The 24,446-nt window shown below is 64.2% G+C and carries 19 protein-coding genes, 1 pseudogene and 2 riboswitches; of the genes and pseudogenes, 13 read left to right on the plus strand and 7 right to left on the minus strand.

Annotated features, from left to right (window positions below):
* Position 1: 1 nt before the first annotated feature.
* The 3 genes from ACQKRQ_RS06420 to ACQKRQ_RS06430 form a co-directional block, all read right to left on the minus strand.
* On the minus strand, positions 2–916 hold the full coding sequence (locus tag ACQKRQ_RS06420; RefSeq protein WP_427475787.1) for an ABC transporter permease: 915 nt from the start codon (positions 914–916) through the stop codon (positions 2–4).
* Between the two features lie 95 nt (positions 917–1,011).
* Positions 1,012–2,307, minus strand: coding sequence for an ABC transporter substrate-binding protein (locus ACQKRQ_RS06425; protein ID WP_427475789.1), 1,296 nt, complete (start codon positions 2,305–2,307; stop codon positions 1,012–1,014).
* A gap of 89 nt (positions 2,308–2,396) precedes the next feature.
* A complete protein-coding gene (locus ACQKRQ_RS06430; protein ID WP_427475791.1) occupies positions 2,397–3,455 on the minus strand; it encodes an ABC transporter ATP-binding protein in 1,059 nt (352 codons plus the stop codon).
* Positions 3,456–3,793: 338 nt separating this feature from the next.
* On the opposite strand from ACQKRQ_RS06430, the gene ACQKRQ_RS06435 reads away from it, so the two are divergent.
* Genes ACQKRQ_RS06435 through ACQKRQ_RS06445 form a run of 3 tightly spaced genes read left to right on the plus strand, consistent with a single transcriptional unit; the run spans position 3,794 to position 6,090 of the window.
* Positions 3,794–4,759: a polysaccharide deacetylase family protein gene (locus ACQKRQ_RS06435; protein WP_408432898.1), complete on the plus strand. Its 966-nt coding sequence runs from the start codon at positions 3,794–3,796 to the stop codon at positions 4,757–4,759.
* Positions 4,756–5,490, plus strand: a complete 735-nt coding sequence (locus ACQKRQ_RS06440) for a GntR family transcriptional regulator (RefSeq protein WP_427475793.1) — start codon at positions 4,756–4,758, stop codon at positions 5,488–5,490. Before ACQKRQ_RS06435 ends, ACQKRQ_RS06440 begins: the two co-directional genes overlap by 4 nt.
* Before the next feature lie 9 nt (positions 5,491–5,499).
* Positions 5,500–6,090 carry a flavin reductase family protein gene (locus ACQKRQ_RS06445; protein WP_408180139.1) on the plus strand — a complete coding sequence of 197 codons (591 nt, stop codon included), beginning with the start codon at positions 5,500–5,502 and terminating at the stop codon, positions 6,088–6,090.
* Positions 6,091–6,109: 19 nt separating this feature from the next.
* Here ACQKRQ_RS06445 and ACQKRQ_RS06450 read toward each other — a convergent pair whose 3' ends face one another.
* A complete protein-coding gene (locus tag ACQKRQ_RS06450; protein ID WP_427475795.1) occupies positions 6,110–7,696 on the minus strand; it encodes a gamma-glutamyltransferase family protein in 1,587 nt (528 codons plus the stop codon).
* 552 nt (positions 7,697–8,248) lie between these two features.
* On the opposite strand from ACQKRQ_RS06450, the gene atzF (ACQKRQ_RS06455) reads away from it, so the two are divergent.
* The 3 genes and pseudogenes from atzF (ACQKRQ_RS06455) (at position 8,249) to ACQKRQ_RS06465 (ending at position 11,144) form a co-directional block, all read left to right on the plus strand.
* Positions 8,249–10,051 carry an allophanate hydrolase gene (atzF, locus tag ACQKRQ_RS06455; RefSeq protein ID WP_427476099.1) on the plus strand — a complete coding sequence of 601 codons (1,803 nt, stop codon included), beginning with the start codon at positions 8,249–8,251 and terminating at the stop codon, positions 10,049–10,051.
* A gap of 66 nt (positions 10,052–10,117) precedes the next feature.
* A pseudogene (locus ACQKRQ_RS06460) lies at positions 10,118–10,348 on the plus strand (BMP family ABC transporter substrate-binding protein); the annotation flags it as partial.
* 64 nt (positions 10,349–10,412) lie between these two features.
* Entirely contained in the window at positions 10,413–11,144 is a 732-nt protein-coding gene (locus ACQKRQ_RS06465; protein ID WP_427475797.1) for a GntR family transcriptional regulator, read from the plus strand.
* A gap of 39 nt (positions 11,145–11,183) precedes the next feature.
* Here the strand turns inward: ACQKRQ_RS06465 and ACQKRQ_RS06470 are convergent, their stop codons facing one another.
* From ACQKRQ_RS06470 to ACQKRQ_RS06480, 3 genes are all read right to left on the minus strand, one after another.
* Positions 11,184–12,227, minus strand: a complete 1,044-nt coding sequence (locus tag ACQKRQ_RS06470; protein WP_007177320.1) for a rod shape-determining protein — start codon at positions 12,225–12,227, stop codon at positions 11,184–11,186.
* A gap of 159 nt (positions 12,228–12,386) precedes the next feature.
* The gene (locus tag ACQKRQ_RS06475; RefSeq protein ID WP_427475799.1) at positions 12,387–13,451 is read right to left on the minus strand and encodes an ABC transporter substrate-binding protein; all 1,065 of its coding nucleotides are present in this window, start codon (positions 13,449–13,451) and stop codon (positions 12,387–12,389) included.
* Positions 13,452–13,617: 166 nt separating this feature from the next.
* A riboswitch (guanidine-I (ykkC/yxkD leader) is annotated at positions 13,618–13,755 on the minus strand.
* A 108-nt stretch (positions 13,756–13,863) separates the two neighbouring features.
* A complete protein-coding gene (locus tag ACQKRQ_RS06480; protein WP_132377224.1) occupies positions 13,864–14,232 on the minus strand; it encodes a MarR family transcriptional regulator in 369 nt (122 codons plus the stop codon).
* A gap of 156 nt (positions 14,233–14,388) precedes the next feature.
* Here ACQKRQ_RS06480 and ACQKRQ_RS06485 point away from each other — a divergent pair, with 156 nt between their 5' ends.
* The 7 genes from ACQKRQ_RS06485 (at position 14,389) to ACQKRQ_RS06515 (ending at position 24,420) form a co-directional block, all read left to right on the plus strand.
* Entirely contained in the window at positions 14,389–15,279 is an 891-nt protein-coding gene (locus ACQKRQ_RS06485; protein ID WP_427475801.1) for a sugar phosphate isomerase/epimerase family protein, read from the plus strand.
* Between the two features lie 9 nt (positions 15,280–15,288).
* Positions 15,289–16,350 (plus strand): isopenicillin N synthase family dioxygenase, encoded by a 1,062-nt coding sequence (locus ACQKRQ_RS06490; RefSeq protein ID WP_427475803.1) that lies wholly within the window; start codon positions 15,289–15,291, stop codon positions 16,348–16,350.
* Positions 16,351–16,763: 413 nt separating this feature from the next.
* Positions 16,764–16,895: riboswitch (guanidine-I (ykkC/yxkD leader) on the plus strand.
* 57 nt (positions 16,896–16,952) lie between these two features.
* Entirely contained in the window at positions 16,953–17,708 is a 756-nt protein-coding gene (locus ACQKRQ_RS06495; protein ID WP_427475805.1) for an urea amidolyase associated protein UAAP1, read from the plus strand.
* 11 nt (positions 17,709–17,719) lie between these two features.
* The gene (locus ACQKRQ_RS06500) at positions 17,720–18,376 is read left to right on the plus strand and encodes an urea amidolyase associated protein UAAP2 (protein ID WP_408285837.1); all 657 of its coding nucleotides are present in this window, start codon (positions 17,720–17,722) and stop codon (positions 18,374–18,376) included.
* Positions 18,373–21,966 carry an urea carboxylase gene (gene uca, locus ACQKRQ_RS06505; RefSeq protein WP_427475807.1) on the plus strand — a complete coding sequence of 1,198 codons (3,594 nt, stop codon included), beginning with the start codon at positions 18,373–18,375 and terminating at the stop codon, positions 21,964–21,966. The genes ACQKRQ_RS06500 and uca overlap by 4 nt, the downstream gene beginning before the upstream one ends.
* Entirely contained in the window at positions 21,963–23,462 is a 1,500-nt protein-coding gene (gene atzF / locus ACQKRQ_RS06510; protein WP_427475809.1) for an allophanate hydrolase, read from the plus strand. Before uca ends, atzF (ACQKRQ_RS06510) begins: the two co-directional genes overlap by 4 nt.
* Positions 23,449–24,420 carry an ABC transporter permease gene (locus tag ACQKRQ_RS06515; RefSeq protein WP_132377215.1) on the plus strand — a complete coding sequence of 324 codons (972 nt, stop codon included), beginning with the start codon at positions 23,449–23,451 and terminating at the stop codon, positions 24,418–24,420. The genes atzF (ACQKRQ_RS06510) and ACQKRQ_RS06515 overlap by 14 nt, the downstream gene beginning before the upstream one ends.
* The last annotated feature ends 26 nt before the right edge of the window (positions 24,421–24,446 follow it).

The following is a 24,446-nucleotide window of genomic DNA, read 5'->3' on the forward strand; positions in this document are numbered from 1 at the left end:
TTCACAGCTCCTTGCGAATGTCGACGACCCGCGTCAAACCCCACACGATCATCAGCACCACGGCGAGCAGCATGATCGCGTTGGCGGCTGCTGCGGGAAATTGCAGGTAGCCGGTTTGCACCTGAATGATCTTGCCCACCGACGCGATCTGCTGGCCGCCCATCACGCCGACGGTCAGGAAATCGCCCATCACGATCGTGATGACGAAGATCGAACCGATCACGATGCCGGTTTTCGACAGCGGCAGGACCACGTCGCGCACCACTTGCCAGCCGCTCGCGCCGGCATCGCGCGCGGCTTCGAGAAGCGAGCGGTCGATACGCATCATCGCGTTGAAGATCGGCACGATCATGAAGAACGTGTAGAGGTGAACGAAAGCGAGCACCACGGAAAAGTTCGAGTACAGCAGCCATTCCAGCGGCTGATCGATCACGTGCGTGCCGAGCAGGGCCTGATTCACGAGACCGTTGCGCCCGAGCAGCGGCATCCACGAAATCATGCGGATCACGTTCGAAGTCCAGAACGGAATCGTGCAGACGAGGAACAGCACGGTCTGCATGCTCGTGGTGCGCACATGGAACGCGAGGAAGTAGGCGATCGAAAACCCCAGCAGCAAGGTCACCGCCCACACGATCGCGCAGAACTTGAGCGTCGACCAGTACGTCTTGAAGGTGACGCAGACATCCGTCAGCGACGAGCAGCCGTTGAAGATTGCCGCGTAGTTCTTCAACGTGAACGCAGGGATAATCTGGTATTCGTTGAAGTCCCAGAAACTGACGATCAGCGTGATGGCCAGCGGCACGATGAAAAACAGCAGGAAGGTCAGCGAGAGCGGCGTCGCCTGTAACCACGCCGGCGCTCGGCGATGTTTGACGGGCTCGTCCTGCGCGTGCGAGGGAAGGTCGATCGTTGCCATGGGCGTGTTTCTAAAGAATGACTATGCGTTGATTCGGACAGCTGGTGACAGCCGGCGTGTCGCGTGCCGGCTCTCATATCGAACCACGGCGCCGATCAAGCCGCGATGAACTCGTTCCACTTCTGGACCATGTAGATGTTCTCGTCCATCACCGCGTTCCAGCAGGCAATCGCGCCCATGCGCTGGTTGTACGAACCGCCGTCACGCACGGTGCCGGTCTTTTCGAGCAGCTGGCCGTCCGGCGCCTTGATGTCCTGCGCGGCCGGTTTGCCCTCGATCCAGTAGTCCCACTCGTAGGGCTGCATGTGCGTCTTCGCGGTCTCCAGCACGCCCGAGTAGTAGCCCTGACGCATCAGGTACGCACCCGCCCAGCCGTCCTGGAACCAGTTGACGAACTCATAGGCGGCGTCGAGCTTCTTGCCTTGCAACGAGCGCGGGAAACCGAAGCCCGACGCCCACGAGCGATAACCTTCCTTGAGCGGCTGGAATTTACAGGCGACACCCATGGTGCGGACTTTCGTCACGGCAGGCGACCACATCGACTGGATCACCACTTCGCCCGAGGCCATCAGGTTCACGCTCTCGTTGAAGTCTTTCCAGAATGCGCGGAACTGGCCGGCGCGCTTCGCTTCGATCAGGATCTTGATGGTCTGGTCGATCTCGGCCTTGGTCATGTTGCCTTTGTCGCCGTATTTCATGTGACCCATCGCCTCGATCGCCATGGCCGAGTCCATGATGCCGATCGCGGGGATGTTCAACAGTGCGGCCTTGCCCTTGAACTGAGGATTGAGCAGCTCCGCCCAACTGTCGACGGGCCGTTTGATCAGGTCGGGCCGGATGCCGAGCGTATCCGCGTTGTATGTCGTGGGAATCAGCGTCATCCATTCCGTGGGCGTGGCGGAGAATTCCGTGGAACGCGCGCCGGTGAGAAACATGACCTTCTTCGGCGCCGTGCCTTGATCGCCGATCTTTTTGCCGTTGACTTCGCCGCGCGTGAGCACTGGCGTGATCTTGTCGGCGAGCTTGATGCGCTTTGCGTCCATGCCGGCCAGCGTGCCCGCCGGAATCAGCTTCTTGAGCGCGAAGTATTCGGTGTCGACGATGTCGAACGAGTTCGGCTGGGTGATGATGCGTTTGGCGACGTCGTCGGTGGTTACCGGCACGTATTGAATCTCGATGCCGGTGTCTTCCTTGAATTTCTTCGCGATGTCGGCGCTCTGGTTGACCGCCGTGCCGAGGTAGCGCAACGTGATTTTTTCCTGCGCGTGCACGTACGGAAAACCGGCAATGCCGGCCGCCGCGACCGCGCCCTTGATGAACGTGCGGCGCGACAGGCCTTTTTCCTTCCCATCCGTTGCGGCCGCTGCCGGGCTTTCGTTCGCTTCACTCATTGCTTTCTCCTCAGTTGACGTTCGTTTGACGTTCGTTTGACGTTCGTTGATGTTCGCTTATCGCCTGGCTGATGCGCGAAATTCAATACTCAGGCTGCGAGCGGATGCGCGTCCCGCTCCTCCCACCAGACCACCACGCGCGCGTCGGGACCAAGCCGCGCCGGGTCGTAATCGCCGTCGCTCACGAGCGAGACCAGTTCGGGCGAGCCGTCGAGCGGACCGAGCGTCACGCGTAGATGCGTGCCCTGATATTCGGCTTCACGCACTGTGCAAGGCACACCGCCGATGCGCGTCAAGCCGTTGTCGCCGCTCGCGGTCTGCACCGGCGTAATGCCATGCGGCACGATGCGCAGATGATCGGCGCGCACGGTAAACGACCGGCCGTTGGTATTGAAGACGTTGTGGCCGCCGAGAAAGCGCGCGACGAATTCGGTGCGCGGACGATTGAACACTTCGTGCGGTGTGCCGCTCTGCTCGATACGGCCATGGCTCATCACCACGACGAGATCGGCCAGCGCCATCGCTTCTTCCTGCGAATGCGTGACGTGCACGAAGGTAATGCCGAGTTCCTTCTGCCAGCGCTTGAGTTCGGCACGCATCTGCACGCGCAGGAACGGGTCGAGCGCGGAGAGCGGTTCGTCGAGCAACAGGCAGCCCGGCTGATTCAGCAGCGCGCGGGCGAGCGCGACACGTTGCTGCTGGCCGCCGGATAGCTGCGCCGGTTTGCGTTCGCCATACGCCGACATGGCGACCAGTTCGAGCAACTCAGCGGCGCGCTTGCGCCGTACGTCTTTGGCGATGCCGCGCATCTTCAGGCTGAACGCGACGTTGTCGAGCGCGCTCAGATGCGGAAACAGCGCGTAGTTCTGGAACACCATGGCCGTGCCGCGAGCAGCGGGCTCGGCGCGCGTGACGTTGCGGCCGGCAATCAGAATGTCACCTTCGGTGACCGATTCATGCCCGGCGATCATGCGCAAGGTCGAGGTCTTGCCGCATCCCGACGGCCCGAGCAGGCAGCAGTACTGGCCGCCGGCGATGCGCAGATCGATCGCGTCGACGGCGAGCGAGTCGCCATATTGCTTCGACACGTGCACCAGTTCGATGTCGGCGGCTTTGGTTTCGAGCACCGTTGGAGCAGGCTGAATCATGAAGAGGTGTCCTCGTGAACGACGAAAAAGCGGCGAAGAAGCGACGCAGAGCAAGGCGCACGAAAACCAATGCCGCGCCTGATCGACGCCAAGCAAACGCAAGACATGTGCCATCGTTCGCATCGCGAGGTTGACGAATTGCCGACGCGCCGGTGTGCTTAACGTCTACGAGTTGGCTCACATATTGCAAACGATCCGCAGCGTCGATCGTTAGCGATTTCAACGATTCTTTTTGCGCGATCACGGTGCGTGCCGCGTCCGTCGCGGGGCATGAACTGACCATTCCGGTTCATGCGCTGCCGCGACCCGGCGCTTTTCCTCACCCACGGCTTCTTCAAATGAACGACACACGGAACATGCCCGCTGCAGAGAACCGCGCGCGTCAATTGCTCGCCACGCATGGCCGCTTCGCGTACCGCCCGATCACCGACAGCGACGCGTACCGCTGGCCTGGCGGCAGCGGCCTCGCGGTTTATCTGGGCTTCAACATCGAGCACTTTGCCTTTGGGGAAGGGCTCGGCGCCGCGCTCGGTCCGGTCTCGCCGCAGCCGGATGTGCTGAACCATAGCTGGCGCGAGTACGGCAATCGCGTCGGTGCGTGGCGCTGCATCGAACTGTTCGATCAACTTGAGTTGCCCGCGGGCACGCTCATCAACACCGCGCTCTACGATCATTGCCCGGAGTTGATCGCGGCCTGCGCGGCGCGCGGCGACGAACTGATCGGGCATGGCCACACGAACGCGCATCGCCAGAGCGATCTCGACGAAACCAGCGAGCGCGAGCTGCTTCTGCATTGCCGCGAACGGATCGCGGAAGTGTCCGGCACAGCGCCGCACGGCTGGCTTTCGCCGTGGATTTCGGAGTCGCACTTGACGCCTGATCTGCTCGCCGAGACCGGCTACCGCTATACGCTGAACTGGTGTCACGACGATCGTCCCGTGCGAATGGCCACGCGCGGTGCACCGCTGTGGTCGATCCCATATCCGCAGGAACTCAACGATCTGCCGATGATGGTGGGCCGCCATATGGATGGCCGTGCCTTCGCCGATATGATCATCGACCAGTTCGACGAGATGCTCGAACAGGCCAATCGCGGCGCGCAGCCGCAGGCACTCGTGATGGGTATCGCACTGCACCCGTATCTGGTCGGGCAGCCGTATCGCTTGCGGCATCTGCGCCGCGCGCTCGAACATATCGCCGCGGCACGCGCCCGAGGCGACGCGTGGATCACCACGCCGGGCGCGATTGCGAATTATATGGACGTGCTGGAGCGGGACGGTATCGTGCGCCCGGCCATTGCGTGAGCGCGAAAGCCGGCGTGGCCACCGCAAAGAAAGTCGTGAAAGACGACGCGGATCAAGACGCACGCATCTACCAGTCGATTTTCGACGGCGTGCTGAATCATCGTCTGACGCCGGGCACGAAGCTGCCGGAGCCCGAGTTGTGCCAGTTGTTCGGCGTGGGCCGCGCGGTGGTGCGGCGCGTGCTGGAAAAGCTCGCGTATGACGGCATCGTCGTGTTGCGCCCGAACAAGGGCGCAGTGATCGCCGAACCCACGCCCGAGGAAACGCGCGAGATCTTCGAAGCAAGGCGCTCCGTCGAACGGATGCTGGTCGAGCTGGCCGTGCAGCGCGCGAACGCCAAAGACATCAAGGCATTGCGTCAACAGCTCGCGAGCGAACATGAAGCGATGCATCGCTTCGACCAGCCTTCGTGGGCGACGCTCGCCAGCGGTTTTCATATGCGCATCGCCGCGCTGGCGCGCAACTCGATTCTGCAAAACTATCTGAAGGAACTGGTCTCGCGCTGCTCGCTGATCGTCGGCGTGTATGAACCGCCGGGGCATGCGCCGTGCGAACACGCGGAGCATGCGGCAATCGTCGATTGCATCGAGGCGCGCGATGCAGCGGGCGCGATCGCGCATATGGAAGCGCATCTGCGCGACCTCGAAGAACGCATCGAAACCTCGCGGATGCGGGGCGAAAAAAGCCTCGGCCAGTTGCTCGGCATTACCGCATCAGTGACTCCCAACTAGGCGGCGGATATGGAAATCGACTTCGAAGCGATCACCGAATATCAACGTTACAAGCTGATGGCGAGCCTGATCGTGCCGCGTCCGATCGCACTCGTCACCACGCTCGGCGCGGACGGCACGATCAACGCCGCGCCGTTCTCGATGTTCAATATGCTCGGCGAGGAGCCGCCGATCGTGATGATCAGCGTCAACCGCGTGGCCGACGGCACGCTGAAGGACACGGCGGTAAATATCGTGCGCACCGGCGAGTTCGTGGTGCATCTCGCGGACGAAGCCATTGCCGGGAAAATGCACCGCTGCGGAGAACGGTTGCCGCCGAATGTGAGCGAGCTTGCCGAGGTCGGCTTGACACCGGTGCCGAGCTCGCATGTCAAGCCGCCGCGCATCGCCGAAGCGCCGGTCGCGTTCGAGTGCACGACATGGGAGACGCTGGAGACGACGAGCCGGCAGATTTTCATCGGACGCGTGCACCGGCTGCACGCGCGCGACGAGTTGATCGACACGCAAACGTGGCGCGTGCGCTTGCAACACTATTTCCCGGTGGGCCGTTTCGGCGCGAGCGACTATGTGACGACGCGGGATCGCTTCACGTTGGAGTGACGCGTTGCCGCCCATCGCGTCAAACAGCGAGCGCCCGGCCATCGCTGCGAGGATCGTGCGCGCCCGTCACGGACCCGTCCGCCTCGATGCGAATCACGCCGGGATGCCCCGCCAACGGACTTTGCGCATCGATCGCGCTCACTTCATGTCCGCGTGCGGCGAGCGCAGCGAAGACGTCAGCGCCGGCGTCCGCTTCGAGTTTCAATGCATCGCGCGTGTCGGAGAAGGTCTTGCCGAGCAGGAAACGCGGGCGCGCGAGGGCGCTCAGCGGGTCCATGCCGTAGTCGATCAGCCGCGTGAGAATCGCGGCCAGCGTTTGCGGCTGACCGTCCGCGCCTTGCGTGCCGAACAGCAGTTGCGGACGGCCGTTCTTGGCATACATGCCGGGGTTGAGCGTATGGAAAGGCCGCTTGCCTGGCTGCACGGCGTTGTGATGCGCGGGGTTCGTGCTGAACGACGCTCCGCGGTTGTGCCACAGAATACCGGTGTCGCCCGCCACCACGCCGCTGCCCCAGTCGAAGTAAACCGTTTGCAGCACGCTAACGCTGCGGCCTTCGCGATCCGTCGCACCGATGAATACCGTATCGCCCGGACAGAACACATGCGGCCATGCGCGTGCTTTGCGTTGATGAATCGAGCGGGCATGGGCGTCGAGCGTGGCGGGCGAGAGCATCTCTTCGACCGGCACGATGTTGAACTCGGGATCGCAGACGAAGCGGTCACGATCCACGAACGCGCATTTAACGGCTTCCACCAGCAGGTGATAGTAATCGGCGCTGCCTTCCGGAATCGATCCAAGATCGAAGCGCTCCAGCGTGCCCATGATCTGCAAGGTCGTCACGCCTTGCGTGGGCGGCTGCAGGCTCACCAGTTCGCCGCCGCGATAAGCGACACGCAGCGGCGCTTCGTTGCGCGCATGCGTGCGGGCGAGGTCGCTGGCAGTGAGTGGCGAACCGGCTTGCCGGAGACCATCGGCAATTCGCTCAGCGAGGTCGCCTTCATAGAATTCGCGCGCGCCGAAACGCGCAATCCGCTCGATGCTTTTCGCCAGCGCCGGTTGCACGAAGCGCTCGTCGATCGCGGGAATAGGGCCATGCGGCGCGAAAGTTGCCGCGAAACCGGGCAACGCCTGCAATTCGCCGGCACGCATGGTTTGCCAGAAATGCTGTGACGGCGTGACGGGGAAGCCGTCAGCGGCAAGCTCGTGCGCTCGGTCGAACAGCGACGACCACGACTGCATGCCGCCCCAAACGCTTTGGCTGATTTCGTAAGCCTGATTCCATGTATCGACGGTCGCGGCGGTGGTGATCGCGGACGCGGGACCGCGCAACGGGATCGCACCGTTGAACGCCGGCAGTTGCGCCGCGGCCTGGCCGATGCCCGATAACGTGCGCAACGTGCCTTGCCGGTCGCCGATCACCCAGAAGGCGTCGCCGCCAAGGCCCGTGAAGTGCGGGTACGTCACGCACAGCGCCGCGCCGATCGCGATGGCGGCTTCGATGGCATTGCCGCCCGCGCGCAAGACATCGCGGCCGGCCTCGCTGGCTAACGCATGAGGACTGGTGACCATGCCGCCGTGGGTGCCGGCGGGATTTGGATTGTGCATCGAAGCTCCGCTACTGAAGGTTCGCCGGAAGGTGCCCGCGAGTATAGACCGCCAATTGTTAGATGATGTGAGCCGCGAATCGCACGTGGGCCAGCGCGCTTCGCAAACGCTACGCATACGCGCGATGTCTGCGCGCCTGGCGATTCGACCCGCGCGGCGAACCGCGTTGATTCGTCGGGTTCGTTGCGCTCGCGTGCCGCGAATGCTTCGGTCAAACGCGTAAGCGGCAAGATCACGAACCGAGGCGCGCGAAAAGGTGCGTGCGTTCATCATGGCCGTCGCGTCGCAGCCGGCGTTCCCGATGCACGCGTCGGCGCGAATCCAGGGCGCGTGAGCCCCGAGTTGGTGAGCGCTGCACCATCGGCAGCGCGGCGCGGCGTCGTTTCAGGCGCGGCCCGGCTACTTTGACTGACGTAGCGAAGCGCCGTCCGGCTTGGCTTTGAACCGACTTTCCGCGATGAAGTAAGCAACTGGCATAGCTCCTGCTCATTTGACTCCAAACTTGTATTCAAGATTGAACTCAAGGAAAAACAGGTGCCCATTTCCTCACCCATGACGGTCAAAGGTCTACTCGCGGCATACGCCGCGGGCAGCCTCACGCCGACCGAAGCCGTGACCTCGGCGCTAGCGCAGATCGACGCCATCGACCGGCCGGAAGTCTGGATTCTGCGCGTGCCGACAGCCGACGTGCAGGCCCGCGCGAAAGCGCTCGAAGCGTTATACGAAGCGCAGGGCAGCGCCGTGTTCGAACAGATGCCGCTGTTCGGCGTGCCGTTCGCGGTCAAGGACAACATCGACGTAACCGGCCTGCCGACCACGGCCGCTTGCGACTCCTTCGCCTATACGCCGGACACATCGGCCTTCGCGGTGCAGCGGCTCATCGACGCCGGCGCCATCCTGATCGGCAAGACCAATCTCGATCAGTTCGCCACCGGCCTGGTCGGCACGCGTTCGCCGTATGGCGCCGTGCGGCACACTGAGTCGCCCCTGCGCGTGTCGGGTGGTTCGAGTGCGGGCTCCGCGGTCGCGGTAGCGGCGGGTTGCGTAGCGTTTTCGCTCGGCACCGACACCGCGGGTTCGGGTCGTGTGCCGGCGGGATTCAACGGTCTGGTCGGTCTGAAACCTTCGCTGGGACTGGTCAGCAAACGCGGTGTGGTGCCCGCGTGTCGAAGCCTCGACACGATCTCCGTGTTCGCCCACGACGTCGACGATGCCTGGCGCGTGCTCCGCGAAATCGCCTGCTTCGATTCGCTCGACGGCTATTCGCGCAAGGTGCCGAGCCTTGGCCTGCTGCGTTCGGCGCCGCGCATCGGGGTGCCGGAGCGATTGGAGTTTTACGGCGACGCCATCGCGGGCCGGGCGTTTTCAACCGCACTCGACACGCTCACGTCGCATCTCCATCTGCCGACGCAAGCTATCGACTTTGAACCGCTCAAGGCCGTTTCCGCGTTGCTCTACGATGGCCCGTGGGTCGCGGAACGGCGCGCGGCGCTCGGCACATTCTTTGAAACCCATCACGAAGCGATAGATGCGGTCGTGGCCAAAGTGATCGGCAAGGCTGAGCAGTTCAGCGCCGCCGATGCCTTCAATGGCCAGTACGCGCTGGCCGATCTCAAGCGGCACGCCGAAGCGCTCTTCGACACGATCGATATCCTGATCGTGCCCACCACGCCGACGCATCCGCTGATCGCCGACGTGCAGGCCAATCCCGTCGCACTGAACAGCCAGCTCGGCTACTACACCAACTTCGTCAACCTGCTCGATCTGTGCGCGCTGGCGGTGCCGTGCCAGCGGCGCAGCGACGGCTTGCCGGCCGGCGTCACGCTGATCGCACCGAGTGGCGCGGACCGCCGTCTCGCCGAACTCGGCGCGCGGATTCAGGCCTTGTTCGCGAATGCTGCCGAGGCGTCAGCAGCAACGCCCACGCTCATCCCGCCGTTGCCGTTCCAGGAGCCCACCATCACCCTCGCGGTGGTCGGCGCGCATCTGCGCGGCCAGCCGTTGAACTGGCAGCTCCAGGAAGCCGGCGCGCGTTTCGTGAAGGCGACTCACACCGCGCCCGGCTACCAGCTCTACGCGCTCGCCAACACGCAGCCGCCGAAACCCGGTCTCGTGCGCGCGACGCAGCAGCAAGGCCAGCCGATCGCCATTGAACTATGGGAAGTGCCGCTGCGCAGCTTCGGCCAATTCGTCGCCGACGTGCCCGCGCCGCTCGGCATCGGCACGTTGCAACTCGCCGACGGCCACAGCGTGAAGGGTTTCATCTGCGAGCCGTCGGCCGTGGATGACGACAGCGGCGCGCTCGACATCACGCCATTCGGCGGCTGGCTCGCGTATCTCGCCAGCCTGAAGTGAAACACGTCAACCGATCCCCGGACCCGCGCTCTTTAACCTTCAATCGGGAATTGGACACCATGAACAGCCGCCGCGGTGATCAAGAAGATGCCGGACGTGAAGGTGGTGGAAGAAGAGAACGCGCCCGAGACCATCGCCGCGCAGAAGAAGATGGAAGCGATGATCGAACGGGACGGCGCCACGCTGATCTTCGCGACTTCGTTCGGCTACTTCGACCCGCACGTGCTGAAGATGGCCGCGAAGTATCCGAAGGTGCGATTCGCTCATTGCGGCGGTTTGTGGAAGCAGGGCAACCCGCGCACGTGAGCTTCATCGCCAAGCCATGAAACGCTGATAACAAGAAAAAAGGGGCCCTGGCATCATGAACGACGACCCGACCAATCTGCTGGAGACGCCCGCCGCGCCGGCCGCGGCCAACCCGCTCGCCGAGCAGGTTTATCAGCAGCTCAAAAACGACATCTTCAGCTTTCGCCTGTTTCCCGGCGACCGTTTTTCGGAGAACGGCATTGCGCAACACTACGGCGTATCACGCACGCCGATGCGCGACGGTCTGTTCCGTCTGCAACGCGAAGGCTATCTGGAAGTGGGTTTCCGGCGCGGCTGGAAAGTGTCGCCGATCAACTTCGATCAGCTCGATCAGCTCTACGATCTGCGCATCGTGCTGGAAGTCGCGGCGGTGGAGCGGGTCGGCGCGGGCGGCGATATCGCGCATGCGGCCGTCGAGGAATCGAAAGCGATCTGGTGCGTCGCGCCGGAATTGCGTGAGAGCGATCCGGTGAAAATGTTCGGCATTGACGAAAACTTTCACCGTCAACTGGTCGCCGCCACCGGCAATGCGGAAATGCTGCGCGTGCATAACGAAGTGACCGAGCGCATCCGCATCGTGCGGCGGCTCGATTTTCTGAAGCCGCACCGCACCAGCGCCACTTACGACGAGCATGCCACCATGCTCAACCTGATCGAACGCAACCGCCTGACCGAAGCCATCATTCTGCTGCGCGCGCATATCACGCAGAGCAAGCTGGAAGTGCGCAAGATCACACTGTCGATGCTCGCCGCGGCGCGCGATAGCAAGCTGCCGTTCGTGTCGTGAGTGTCCTGAACGGCCTGAGCGTCCTGTTGCGCGCCAGGCTCACTCGTAAGAGAACGCCCCGCCGAACTTGTCGATCCGTTCGAGCGCCATACCCGAGCCGCGCACCACGCAGGTCAGCGGCGCTTCGGCGACGAACACCGGCAAGCCGGTTTCCTCGGCGAGCAACCGGTCGAGATCGCGCAGCAGCGCACCGCCACCCGCCAGCATGATGCCGCGCTCGGCGATGTCCGCGCCGAGTTCCGGCGGCGTCTGTTCCAGCGCGATCTTCACGGCCGAGACGATCTGGTTGAGCGGATCGGTCAGCGCTTCGAGAATCTCGTTGCTGGACACCGTGAAGCTGCGCGGAATCCCTTCGGACATATTGCGGCCCTTGACTTCCATCTCCTTGACCTCGGAGCCCGGAAACGCGGAGCCGATTTCCTTCTTGATCGCTTCGGCCGTTTGCTCGCCGATCAGCATGCCGTAGTTGCGGCGAATGTAGTTGACGATCGCGTCGTCGAACTTGTCGCCGCCCACGCGCACCGAGCCTTTATAGACGATGCCGCCAAGCGAGATCACGCCCACTTCCGTGGTGCCGCCGCCGATATCGACCACCATCGAGCCGGTCGCTTCCGAGACCGGCAAGCCCGCGCCAGTGGCCGCGGCCATCGGCTCCTCGATCAGATAAACTTGCGAGGCGCCCGCGCTATGCGCCGCCTCCTTGATCGCGCGCCGCTCCACCTGAGTGGACCCGCACGGCACGCAGATGATGATGCGCGGCGACGGCGCGAACATACGCGACTCGTGCGCCATCTGGATGAAGCGCTTGATCATCTGCTGGGTGATGTTGAAGTCGGCGATCACGCCGTCCTTCATCGGGCGGATCGCCTCGATATTGCCCGGCACCTTGCCGAGCATCTGTTTTGCTTCCTTGCCGACGGCCAGAATGATCTTCTTGCCGTTCGGACCGCCTTCCTGACGAATCGAGACCACCGAGGGTTCATCGAGAACGATGCCCTTGCCGCGCATGTAAATCAGGGTGTTCGACGTGCCGAGGTCGATTGCCAGGTCGTTGGAAAAATAGCCGCGCAGAAAACCGAACATGCAAATTCCTGTCTCTCGGAAGTCGGGCGCAAAAGCGCCGCTTGGAGTGCCGCCCGAAGGCGGCAGGCGACCAGTTGACGGTCGGGAGAGACGCAAGAATAACAGTTTCGGGTCTGCGGGCTATTTCAGCGGTTATGGATGCCGTGCCTGGCGGGTCGCTTACTGCGCGTTGGCGAGTGCCGGATCGATATAGGCGCTCACATTCTGCGACTGTTTGTACACGGCGTTGCGCACGTTGAACTTGTCGGCGTTCACGCTCGAACCGTACACGGAGTCGAGCCCGTCGCCCTTGGTGAAGGCTTTCCTGGCCGCGGCGGAGTCGAGCAGATGCGTGCCTTTCAGCAAGGGCAGATACTGCGCCGGCGTGAGACCGACCCGCGCGGACATGATCTTGACCGCGTCCGGCTGTGTCTTCGGATCGTTGATATAGGCCACGCAGCGGTACCAGACCTTGATCACCTTGGCCCAGTCGGCCTTGCGCGATTGCAGGCTGACGGGATTGACCGTGATCGCGTCGTAGATCAGGCCGGGGGCGTCGGCGGAGGTGAAGATCGGCCGCGAGCCCGGTACGCGTTTGAGCGCTTCGCCCGCGTTCGGCTGCCAGGCGCCGACCGCGGCGACGTCGCCGGACGAGGCGAGCACCTGCGGCAGTTCGTTGGTCTTCGCATTGACGAGCGTCAGGTCCGATTCCTTCAGTGCGTGTTTTTCGAGCGCCGTGTCGAGCAGCAGGTGATCGACGAGGCCCATTTCGACGCCGACCTTCTTGCCCTTCAGTCCTTCCACTGTGCGCACCGGCGGCTTGGCGACGATCATGTCGTTGCCGCTCGAATAGTCGGTCAGCAGGATCATCACGTTCTTCGCGCCGCTTGCACCGGTCACGAGCGCGTCGCCGTTGGTCGCGCCGACCGCGTCGAGCTTGCCGGCGGAGAACGCATCGAGCGACGCCGAGTAATCGAACCACTGGAAATTGACGTCCACGCCGGCTTCCTTGAACCAGCCTTTTTCGATGGCGACCTGGAAGGCGACGAAGCCGGGCCAGTCGCTATAGCCGATGGCGAGCGGCGCGGCCGCTTGCGCCGGCGTGGCGGCAAGACCCGCGGTAAGACCGAGAGCGAGTGTGGCGGCGGCCGCGGCGAGGGCGCCACGCACGCGAAGGGCCGAGGCGAAGCGGGCAGACAAGGCGAGTGAAGCACGGGAAGTGCGGACGGATTCGAAGCGTTTCATCGTTTTCTCCAGGAGACCGGTCAATTGCGATTGTTGAGTTGGACCGCGCGGCGACTGCGCGATGAAACAACATGACCGGTTCCCGCGAGCAAGCTACGATCAAGCGCGGAAACTGCGGGAGACACACACCGGCCACGGAGAGGCACGATAGACATTGCTATCGCCAATCTCCCGGGCTTTTGTCCCGCCGTGTAGTGCGGCCGTCGGTTCGTGCTTGCAATGAAGCCTGCATCGAACCAGTCGGCGCACCGGGCTGCTCTCGGACCAGACATTCTCGCGAACCGGAACCCTAGCATCCCTAAGATGCGACGCTGCCGCACCTCTCGGTCAAGCATCTAGCGAGAAATATGCCAGCGGGATTTGCGACGGAGGGTATGCGGACGCTTCACCCCCACGTCCCGCGTAGGCACTGTCAATCCAGCGCCGCAAACCGTTGATGCACATAGGCAAGAAACTGCTCCAGACGTTCCTCGATCGAGGCCGCGAGGCTCACCTGCTTGATGCGGCGATCCGCGGCGGAACTCGTCTCCAGCAGCCAGCCGCTGTCGATCAACTCCTGCACGTAGCGCACGGCGGTGCGGCGGCTCACGCCCGGCATGAATTCGTAGAGCGCGGTCTTGGCGAAGTAGTCGTCCTGATCCACCCACATGCGGCAGAACAGATCGCTGTAGTTCAGGTCGTTCAGGCCAAGATCGCCGAAATGCGCCGACCACTGCCAGTCCATGTCGAGAATGGCGCGCGCGACGGCTTGCCCCTTGGTACGCGCAATTTTCTTCTTCATCGATTCACCACGAGGAGGAGGGCTGCACAGTTTAAGTGCTAATTGAGCCGGAAATCGGGCGCGCGGAAATAATGTGCGGCCACGCTCCGATAGTTTATTGATTCGTGCTTTTCATGTGTACTATTGCATGCAATTTTGCATGCAAATGGAGAGGCGATGAAATTCGAATTGTTCAAAACGTTCTGGGGATTCGACGGCGGTCCTCGCGATGCCGCTCCGCTCGTGCGGGCAGCCGGCTTCGACGGCATCGAAGCGCCGGTGCCGGCCGGCGGCGCGGCGCGCGACGCGTTTGCGCAGGCCATCGCGGACGAAGGCCTCGGCTTCATCGCGGAGATTACGACGGCCGGCAGCTATGTGCCGGAGCGTTCGGCGACGCCGGCCGATCATCTGCGCGACTTCGAGGAGAAGATAGTCTGGGGCAAGCCGCTCGAACCGCGCTTCTTCAACGTGATGGCCGGTTGTGACGCGTGGCCGGCGTCGGTACAGGTGGACTTTTTTTCGCGCGCCGTGGAGATCGCCGCGCAGCACGACGTGATCTGCAGCTTCGAAACGCATCGCGGGCGCTCGTTTTACAACCCGTGGATCACTCGCGACGTCGCGCGCGCCGTGCCCGCGCTCAAGCTGACCTGCGACTTCAGCCATTGGGTGTCGGTGTGCGAGCGGCTGCTCGACAGCGAGTGGGACACGATCCTCGAACTGGCGCCGCATGCGCATCATCTGCATGGGCGTGTCGGTTATCCGCAAGGTCCGCAGGTGCCGCACCCGGCGGCGCCCGAGTACGCGGATTGCCTCGCCTCGCATCAGCGCATCTGGGAAGCGCTGTGGACCGCGCAGATCGAGCAGGGCTATACCGTCACGACGATGACGCCGGAGTTCGGCCCTGACGGCTATCTGCACACGCTGCCGTTTACGAACGCGCCGGTGGCCGATCTGTGGGAGATCAACACATGGATGGGCCGCGAGGAACGGCGCCATCTGGCTGCATTTCTCGCCGCCCGTGAGGTTCGCGGCGGACGGCAAACGCACACTAACCCGCAGCTTGCCTAGGCGCCTCTCATGAGCCAAACCCACACCCGTTTTCAGCAGTTACCCATCGTCGACGTCAGCGGCCTTTTCAGCGACGACCAGAACCGGCGCCTCGCGACCGCGCGCGAACTCGATCGCGCGGCACGCGAGGCCGGCTTCTTCTATGTCACCGGCCACCAGGTATCACGCGAACAGCAGCGCGCGCTGATCGAGCAGGCCAAGCGCTTCTTCGCCGCCGAACATGACTGGAAGATGCGCTACTACATCGGCAAGTCGGCGGCGCATCGCGGCTACGTGCCCGAAGGCGAGGAAGTTTTCGCGGGCGGCAAGCGCGACAGGAAGGAAGCCTTCGACACCGGCCGCGAACTGCCCGCCGACGACCCCGACGTACGCGCCGGCACTCCGATGCTCGGCCCGAATAGCTGGCCCGAACAAGCGGGTTTTCGCGAGGCGGTGGGCGGCTATTACGAAGCGGCATTCGAACTCGGCCGCGCCCTGTTTCGCGGCTTCTCGCTTGCGCTCGGCTTGCCCGAACAGCACTTCGACCAGTATCTGCGCAAGCCGCCGAGCCAGTTGCGCCTGATCCACTATCCGCTCGATCCATCCGCGGAAGACCGCCCCGGCATCGGCGCGCATACCGACTACGAATGCTTCACAATCCTGCTGCCGACCGCGCCCGGACTTGAAGTGATGAACGGCGAGGGCGAGTGGATCGATGCGCCGCCGGTCGAGAACGCGTTCGTCGTGAACATCGGCGACATGCTGGAAGTGTGGACAGGCGGGACCTATGTCGCGACGTCGCATCGCGTGCGCAAAGTGAGGGAGGAGCGCTACTCGTTCCCGCTCTTTTTTGCCTGCGACTATCACACGATCGTCGCACCGCTGCCCCAGTTCGCGACGCCCGAAGCGGTGGCGAAATACCCGCCCGTGTCGGCAGGCGACCATCTGTTCGCGCAGACGGCGCAGAGCTTTACCTATCTGAAGGAACGTCTCGAACGAGGGGAGTTGGTGTTGCCCGACGGTTCGAAGGCCTTGGCGAGCTTCGGCCAGCAGGCGCGCTATGCGAGCCCGGAACTGGATGCCCAAGGTTGAGTGTCACGACAACAGCGCCGCTCCGGCTACGAGCGGCGCTGCTGCTTTTGCAGTTCGATGAAACGTGCCGACATCAGGGTGTACAGCGCGCGTCGAATGGCGGCAAGCGTCGGCATGGTCGTGTGATGAAGGTGGTGGACGTGGTGCATTCATACGCACACACCATGCCATCGGCTAGAGTCATGGCCAGTGTCGCACGCGCTCATATCGAGCCCAATCGTGGTGCCCGGCGCATTCAACTGGTGCGGATTCACAAACGACGCTGGTGCGCGTGCCGTCGACCCTCACCTAGCAAACTGAATCGCTCATCACATCGAATCCCTTGCCACGCCGCGCTTGCCGCATGCTCGACATGAGCCTGGCACACAACTCGCTTAGCTACGCAGCGAGAGGTGCGAAGTAATTTGCATCATCTTCAGGATCGCTAGGGTTCCGGTCGAACGCTTCATGCGCACGATGCCTGGTCCGAGAGCAATCCGGTCTTGCCGTTCACCTTCTTTCAAGGTGCCGGCGAGGCTCCACGGAGGGATAAAAGCCCGGGAGGTCGCGATGTCGGTCAATCGCCCTCTCACGCTTATTCCCAACCGATACCTGGAGCCTCCATGTCGACGCAATCCCCTGTCGAACTCGCACCGATCCCGCATGTGGCGTGGGAAACGGTGATTCCCGCCGGCACGCACTGGTCCGGCGTGCTGCGCCGTGGCATGGCGTTGCGCGTGGTCGATACCAAAGGCGGCGCGAACCTGGCCGCCGTGTTCTACCGGCACGACGAACCGCTCGAACGCTACAACATGGCCGATACGCTGAAGGCGCAGCACACCGCGCATCTGACGCGCGGCCACGTGCTCTATTCGGACATGGGCCGGGTGCTGGCCTCGATTACCGCCGACACGCTCGGCTGGCACGACCCGCTCGGCGGCGTCGGCGACGCGGAACTGTTCGCCGCTAAATACGGCGTGGCCCGCTATCAGCAGCATCGCAATGCGATGATCCGCAACGGCCGCGACAGCCTGCTGCTCGAACTGGCGAAGCATGGGCTCGGCACACGCGACCTCGTCGCCAACATCAACTTCTTCAGCAAACTCGCGATCGGCGAGGACGGCGCGCTCGACTTCGTGGCGGGCCATTCGCCGGCCGGCGCCGCGTTCGACCTGCGCTTCGAAATGGATACGCTCGCGGTGTTTTCGAGCGCGCCGCATCCGCTCGACCCTTCATCCGAATACGAACCGAGGCCCGTCAAGCTGATCGCGTACCGCGCGTATGCGGCCGACGCCTGCGTACCGGCCGACGATCCCTGCCGCTCGGCGTGCCCCGAGAACGGGCGCGGCTTCGTCAACACCGACCGTCTGTTCGTTTAAGGAGACCCGCGATGCCTATCATCGAAAGTAAGCTCGAACTCCGTCATGCGGTCTACGACCTCACACTGCCTTCCGGCGAACCGTGGCTGCACGAAGTCAAGCGCGGACAGGTGTTCCGCATTCTCGACCTGGAAGGCAATCAGGCGGTCGACACGCTGTTCTATAACAGCGCCGATCCGCTCGAACGCTATAGCGCGCAGGACACGATCCGCGCGCAACGCAATCTTTATCTGTCCGCCGGCAGCGTACTGGTGTCGAACCTCGGCAAGCCGATGCTGAGCATCGTGGCCGACACGTGCGGCCGCCACGACACGCTCGGCGGCGCTTGCGCGGCCGAAAGCAACACGGTGCGCTACACGCTCGACAAGCGCTACATGCATAGCTGCCGCGACAGCTTCCTGCATGCGATCACGCATTGCACATGCGGCGTGGGGACGCGGCTCAACAAGCGCGACATCGTCAGCAACATCAACTTCTTCATGAACGTGCCGGTGACGCCGCTCGGCAAACTGACTTTCGAGGACGGCATTTCCGCGCCGGGCAAATACGTCGAGATGCGCGCCGAGATGGATGTCACCGTGCTGATTTCGAACTGCCCGCAGTTGAACAATCCGTGCAACGGCTATAACCCGACGCCCGTGCGACTGACGATATGGGACGCCCAATGAGCTTCCGCAAAGTCCTGATCGCCAATCGCGGCGAGATTGCCTGTCGAGTGATACGCACGCTCAAGCGGCTTGGCATCGCGTCGGTCGCGGTGTATTCCGAAGCCGACCGCCACGCCATGCATGTGATGCTCGCCGACGAAGCCGTGTGCATCGGTCCGGCGCTCGCGGCACAGAGCTATCTGAACAGCGCGGCGATTCTCGAAGCGGCGCGCGCGTGCGGCGCCGACGCCGTGCATCCCGGCTACGGTTTTCTGTCCGAGAATGCGGCCTTCGCGCAAGCGTGCGACGACGTCGGGATTCGCTTCATCGGCCCAACGCCCGCGCAGATGCGCGAATTCGGCCTGAAGCACACGGCGCGCGAACTTGCGCGAGCCAACGACGTCGCCTTGCTGCCCGGCACCGCGCTCCTGCCCGACGTGGGCACTGCGTTGCGCGAGGCGGAGTCGATCGGTTATCCGGTAATGTTGAAAAGCACCGCGGGCGGCGGCGGGATCGGCATGTCGCTGTGCCGCGACGCGGTGCAACTGGAGAGCGTGTTTGCGTCGGTCGCGCGGCTCGGCGAGGCGAACTTTGCCAACGCGGGCGTGTACCTCGAAAAGTTCGTGGAAAACGCGCGCCACGTCGAAGTGCAGATTTTCGGCGATGGCCGTGGCGGCGTGATATCGCTCGGCGAACGCGATTGCTCGGTACAGAGGCGCAACCAGAAGGTGATCGAGGAGACCCCCGCGCCTGGACTCACAGACGCGGAACGAAGCGCGCTGCATGCGAGCGCCGTGCGGCTCGCCCAGGCGGTGAAGTACAAATCCGCGGGCACCGTGGAGTTCGTTTTCGATGCCGACACGCGCCGTTTCTATTTCCTCGAAGTGAACACGCGATTGCAGGTCGAGCACTGCGTGACGGAGGAAGTCACGGGTATCGATCTGGTCGAGTGGATGATTCGCGAAGCCGCAGGTGAACTCGCGCCGCTCGACACGCTGGCGCCGGCGCCGCAGGGCGCGAGCATCCAGGTGCGCCTGTATGCGGAAGACCCGCACAAGCAGTTTCAACCGAGTGCGGGCGTGCTGACGCATGTCGCGTTCGCCGCCGACGCGCGGGTCGACACCTGGGTCGATTCCGGCACGGAAATCAGCGCGTTCTACGATCCGTTGCTCGCGAAGCTGATCGTCAAAGGCGAGACGCGCGAGGCCGCGCTTGCCGCGTTGCGTGCCGCGCTCGACCAAACGCAGCTCTACGGTATCGAGACGAATCTCGACTATCTGCGCGCCATAGCCGGCTCGGCGACGTTTGCGCGTGGTGAGCAGACCACCGCGTTCCTGTCGCGCTTCATGTTCGCGCCGCATACGATCGACGTGCTCGACGGCGGCGTGCAGACCACGGTGCAGCAGACACCGGGGCGCACCGGCTACTGGGACATCGGCGTGCCGCCGTCGGGTCCGATGGACGATCTGTCGTTCCGCCTCGCCAACGAACTGCTCGGCAATCCCGCCGACGCCGCGGGGCTCGAATGCGCGATGGTGGGCGCCACGCTGCGCTTTAACACCGCGACGCTCTTCGTGCTGGGTGGCGCGCCGCTTGCCGCCACGCTCGACGGCGAAGCGGTCGTACTCTGGCAGGTCACACGCGCGCCGGCGGGTTCGGTGCTCAAGCTCGGCGGCGTGACGGGCGCGGGCATGCGCGCGTGTCTCGCGCTCAAGGGCGGTCTGCAAGTGCCGGACTATCTGGGCAGCAAGGCGACCTTCACGCTCGGCCAGTTCGGCGGCCACGCGGGGCGCGCGCTGCGCAAGGGCGACGTGCTGCATCTCGCCGACGGCGCGGGCTGCGGCGAAGCGGGCGCGCAACTGGATCCGGCGCGGGTGCCGGTGCTGACGCACGACTGGACGCTCGGCGTGCTCGACGGCCCGCACGGCGCGCCCGATTTCTTCACGCCCGACGACATCGCGATGCTCTACGGCACGCGCTGGACCGTGCACTACAACTCCAGCCGCACAGGTGTGCGCCTGATCGGCCCGAAGCCGCAATGGGCGCGCACGGACGGCGGCGAGGCGGGGCTGCATCCGTCGAATATTCACGACAACGCGTATGCGGTCGGCGCGGTGGATTTCACCGGCGACATGCCCGTGATTCTCGGCCCTGACGGCCCGAGCCTCGGCGGCTTTGTCTGTCCGGTCACCGTGGTGCGCGAGGAGTTGTGGAAGCTCGGTCAACTGCGCCCCGGCGATACGGTGCGCTTCGAACGGGTGCCGGTCCTGGCGGCGGAACGCGTGACGCAGACGAGCGAGCCGGCCCACGATTGCATCCTCTATCGCGATCCCGCCGCAGGCGAGGGCACGGGCGTGGTCTATCGCCGCTCCGGTGATCAGAACGTGTTGATCGAATACGGTCCGCTCGTGCTCGACCTGAACCTGCGCTTTCGCGTGCATGCGTTGATGAACTGGCTCGACGCGCACCGCTTGCCGGGCATCGTCGATCTGACGCCGGGCATCCGTTCGCTGCAGGTGCATTTCGACCCGCGCGTGCTTTCGCATGACGCGTTGCTCGCGCATCTGCAGCAGGCCGAGCGCGAGCTGCCCGCGGTGGATGCGATGCGCGTGCCGAACCGCATCGTGCATCTGCCGCTCTCCTGGGACGACCCGTCGACGCGGATCGCGATCGAACGCTACATGCAATCGGTGCGTCCCGACGCGCCGTGGTGCCCGAGCAATATCGAGTTCATTCGCCGCATCAACGGGCTCAATAGCATCGACGACGTGAAGCGCATCGTGTTCGACGCGCGCTACCTGGTCATGGGTCTGGGCGACGTGTATCTCGGCGCGCCGGTCGCCACGCCGCTCGATCCGCGCCACCGGCTCGTCACCACCAAATACAACCCGGCGCGCACCTGGACGCCGGAGAACGCGGTGGGCATCGGCGGTGCGTATCTGTGCGTGTACGGCATGGAAGGGCCGGGCGGCTATCAGTTCGTCGGCCGCACCGTGCAGATGTGGAACCGCTATCGCACGACGCGCGAGTTCGAGGCGGGCAAGCCATGGCTGCTGCGCTTCTTCGATGAGATCCGTTTTTACGAAGTCAGCGAGGCCGAACTGGCGGAGCTGCGCACGGATTTCATCGCGGGCCGCGCGAGCCTGAAGATCGAGGAGTCCGTGTTCGACCTCGGCGCGTACAACCGCTTCCTGAAGGACGAAGCCGAGTCCATCGCAACCTTCAAAGGCGCGCAGCAAGCCGCCTTCGACGCGGAACGCGAGCGCTGGAACGCGGCGGGACATGCCGAGTACGTCGGCGAAACGGATGGCGATGCCGCCGCCGGCAACCCGGCGAACAACGCGCTTGCGGCCGGCCAGCAAGGCATCGTCGCCGACGTGTCGGGCAGCGTCTGGAAGCTGCTGGTCGGCCAAGGCGAACGGGTGAGCGACGGGCAAGTGGTGGCGATCGTCGAGTCGATGAAGATGGAAATCTCCGTCACCGCGATCGGCGACGGCGTGATCGAAACGATCGACTGCGCGGAGGGCGCGGCGGTCGTCGCGGGTCAACGCTTGATGGTGATGCGCGCCGGCATTGCAGCCGACGCCGCCGAGGAGGCTATGTGCAAATGAAATCACACGACGATCTGCTCCCGTCCATGTCGATCGCCGGGCTGCGGGCGCGCTACCGCGCCGGCAGTCTCACGCCCGCGCAACTGGTGGACGCGATTGCGGCCCGCACCTCGGGCGACGACCCGCATCACGCGTGGATCCGCCCGTTGAGCCGCGCTGAGATGATGCATTACGCCGATGCGCTCGAAGGCCGTGACATGGACACGCTGCCGCTCTACGGCGTGCCGTTCGCCATCAAGGACAACATCGATCTGGCGGGGATTCCGACCACCGCCGCGTGTCCCGCCTATGCGTACACGCCCACGGCCAGCGCTGCGGTGGTCGCGCGCCTGATCGCCGCCGGCGCGATTCCGATCGGCAAGACCAATCTCGACCAGTTCGCCACCGGCTTGTCCGGCCAGCGCTCGCCGCACGGCGCGTGCCGCAACGCGCTCGATCGGCGTTACGCGTCGGGCGGTTCGAGTTCCGGCTCGGCGGTATCGGTCGCGCTCGGGCTGGCGGCGTTTTCGCTGGGCACCGACACGGCCGGATCGGGACGCGTGCCCGCCGCATTTCACGGCCTGATCGGGCTGAAGCCGACCAAGGGCGTGTTGAGCACGCTCGGCGTGGTGCCGGCGTGCAAATCGCTCGACTGCGTGTCGATCTTCGCGCGCTCGGCGAGCGACGCGCAGTGCGTGTTCGACGCCGCGCGCGGCGTGACGGCGGAGGACCCCTATGCGCGCGAATTCCAGCCGCCGCAGACATCCGCACCGCTTGCCACGCAAGCGTCGCTGCGCGGTGTGCGCTTCGGCGTGCCGCGCGCGAGCCAGCTCGAATTTTTCGGCGACGCCTCGTACGCGCACGCTTTCGACGCCGCGCTGACGTGCTTGCGTGCGGCCGGCGCCGAACTGATCGAAATCGACTTCGAGCCGTTCCTCGCCACCGCGCGGCTGCTCTACGAAGGGCCGTGGGTGGCGGAGCGGCTCGCGGCGATCCGCGAGTTCGTCGACACGCAGCCCGACGCGCTGCATCCGGTGATCCGCGAGATTATCGGCGGCGCGGCGCGCTGGAGCGCGGCCGATGCGTTCGCCGCCTTCGACCGCCTCGCGTTCCTGCGCATGCAGGCCGCCGACGTCTGGCAGCGGATCGACGCCATCGTCACGCCGACCTCGGCGACGACCGCCACCGTCGAGGAACTGGAAGCGGACCCGATCCGCGTGAATTCGCGCTTCGGCTACTACACGAACTTCGTCAACCTGCTCGACCTGTCCGCGCTGGCGGTGCCGGCCGGCGTCTGCACGGTCGGCAAACACGCGGGCCTGCCGTTCGGCGTGACCTTCGTCGCGCGCGCGCACGAGGACGCCATGCTGCTCGATCTGGCGCGTGCGTGGCTCGACGAAAGCAACGAGAGCGACGAAATCGACAAAATCGACAAAATCGACGAAAGGGCCGCGGTCCCGACGTCAGCCCACGACGCAACCGCAGTCCGCCCCGGAGAATCACATGGCCGTCATTGACAGAACCGAATGGTTCGCGGTGCGCCGCGAACTCTCCGTGCGCGGCAAATGGCTGCTGGGGGCGGGCTCGTTCCTGCTGCCGCTTCTCGTCTGGTGTCTGGTCAGCTACGTGCCGATCATCTGGCATCCGCAGGTGCTGATCGACAGCCCGGGCAGCGTCGACTATTTCCAGCCGGGCATGCGCGTCGACAAGGAGGTGTTCGCCGACGAACTCGCCCACGCGCGCGAGGCCCATACGGCGTTGCCGGCAGGCGAGCCGGTCAACCCGGTGTATCTGCCCGCGCCGCATGAAGTGCTGCGCGCGTTCTACACCGCGTTTACCACGCCGCCCGCATCGCGCGATGGCGTGTGGCTGCATCAGAGCCTGTGGCACAGCATTCAGGTGATTTTCTGGGGCTTCGTGCTGTCGTCGGTGATCGGCGTGCCGATCGGCATCGTGTGCGGCACGTACAGCGCGATCGCCCGCCTGCAGGAGCCGTTCTTCGAGTTCTTCCGCTACTTGCCGGCGCCCGCGTTCGGCGCCTTGATGGTGGCGATCCTCGGCATTTACGACGGCCCGAAGATCGCGATCATCGTGATCGGCACGTTGTTCCAGCAGGTGCTGATCGTGGCCAACACTACCCGCAAGCTCGAGTACGGCCTGTTCGAAGCCGCCATGACGCTCGGCACGAAGAAGCTCAAGCTGCTCACCCATGTGGTGATTCCCGGCATTCTGCCCGACCTGTACCGCGACCAGCGCATTCTGCTCGGCTGGGCGTGGACCTACCTGATCGTGGCGGAACTGGTCGGCACCAGTTCCGGCATCACCTGGTACATCACGCAGCAGGCGCGCTACGAGCACTTCGACAACGTCTACGCGGCGATCATGATGATCGGCATCATCGGGCTCGGCACCGATCTCGTGCTGGCCTTGCTCGGCCGCAAGCTGTTCCCGTGGGACCGTACGCTCAAGGCGTAGTGGACGGCTTCGTGACACGGCCTATC

This window comes from Paraburkholderia sp. NPDC080076 (genome assembly GCF_050281145.1).
Classification (GTDB): Bacteria; Pseudomonadota; Gammaproteobacteria; order Burkholderiales; family Burkholderiaceae; genus Paraburkholderia.

Excerpts from the sequence above, each read along its gene's own strand:
- ACQKRQ_RS06420 (WP_427475787.1), bottom strand. The coding sequence starts at position 916 with ATGGCAACGATCGACCTTCCCTCGCACGCGCAGGACGAGCCCGTCAAA.
- ACQKRQ_RS06425 (WP_427475789.1), bottom strand. The coding sequence starts at position 2,307 with ATGAGTGAAGCGAACGAAAGCCCGGCAGCGGCCGCAACGGATGGGAAG.
- ACQKRQ_RS06430 (WP_427475791.1), bottom strand. The coding sequence starts at position 3,455 with ATGATTCAGCCTGCTCCAACGGTGCTCGAAACCAAAGCCGCCGACATC.
- ACQKRQ_RS06435 (WP_408432898.1), top strand. The coding sequence starts at position 3,794 with ATGAACGACACACGGAACATGCCCGCTGCAGAGAACCGCGCGCGTCAA.
- ACQKRQ_RS06445 (WP_408180139.1), top strand. The coding sequence starts at position 5,500 with ATGGAAATCGACTTCGAAGCGATCACCGAATATCAACGTTACAAGCTG.
- ACQKRQ_RS06450 (WP_427475795.1), bottom strand. The coding sequence starts at position 7,696 with ATGCACAATCCAAATCCCGCCGGCACCCACGGCGGCATGGTCACCAGT.
- atzF (WP_427476099.1), top strand. The coding sequence starts at position 8,249 with ATGACGGTCAAAGGTCTACTCGCGGCATACGCCGCGGGCAGCCTCACG.
- ACQKRQ_RS06465 (WP_427475797.1), top strand. The coding sequence starts at position 10,413 with ATGAACGACGACCCGACCAATCTGCTGGAGACGCCCGCCGCGCCGGCC.
- ACQKRQ_RS06470 (WP_007177320.1), bottom strand. The coding sequence starts at position 12,227 with ATGTTCGGTTTTCTGCGCGGCTATTTTTCCAACGACCTGGCAATCGAC.
- ACQKRQ_RS06475 (WP_427475799.1), bottom strand. The coding sequence starts at position 13,451 with ATGAAACGCTTCGAATCCGTCCGCACTTCCCGTGCTTCACTCGCCTTG.
- ACQKRQ_RS06480 (WP_132377224.1), bottom strand. The coding sequence starts at position 14,232 with ATGAAGAAGAAAATTGCGCGTACCAAGGGGCAAGCCGTCGCGCGCGCC.
- ACQKRQ_RS06485 (WP_427475801.1), top strand. The coding sequence starts at position 14,389 with ATGAAATTCGAATTGTTCAAAACGTTCTGGGGATTCGACGGCGGTCCT.
- ACQKRQ_RS06490 (WP_427475803.1), top strand. The coding sequence starts at position 15,289 with ATGAGCCAAACCCACACCCGTTTTCAGCAGTTACCCATCGTCGACGTC.
- ACQKRQ_RS06495 (WP_427475805.1), top strand. The coding sequence starts at position 16,953 with ATGTCGACGCAATCCCCTGTCGAACTCGCACCGATCCCGCATGTGGCG.
- ACQKRQ_RS06500 (WP_408285837.1), top strand. The coding sequence starts at position 17,720 with ATGCCTATCATCGAAAGTAAGCTCGAACTCCGTCATGCGGTCTACGAC.
- uca (WP_427475807.1), top strand. The coding sequence starts at position 18,373 with ATGAGCTTCCGCAAAGTCCTGATCGCCAATCGCGGCGAGATTGCCTGT.
- atzF (WP_427475809.1), top strand. The coding sequence starts at position 21,963 with ATGAAATCACACGACGATCTGCTCCCGTCCATGTCGATCGCCGGGCTG.
- ACQKRQ_RS06515 (WP_132377215.1), top strand. The coding sequence starts at position 23,449 with ATGGCCGTCATTGACAGAACCGAATGGTTCGCGGTGCGCCGCGAACTC.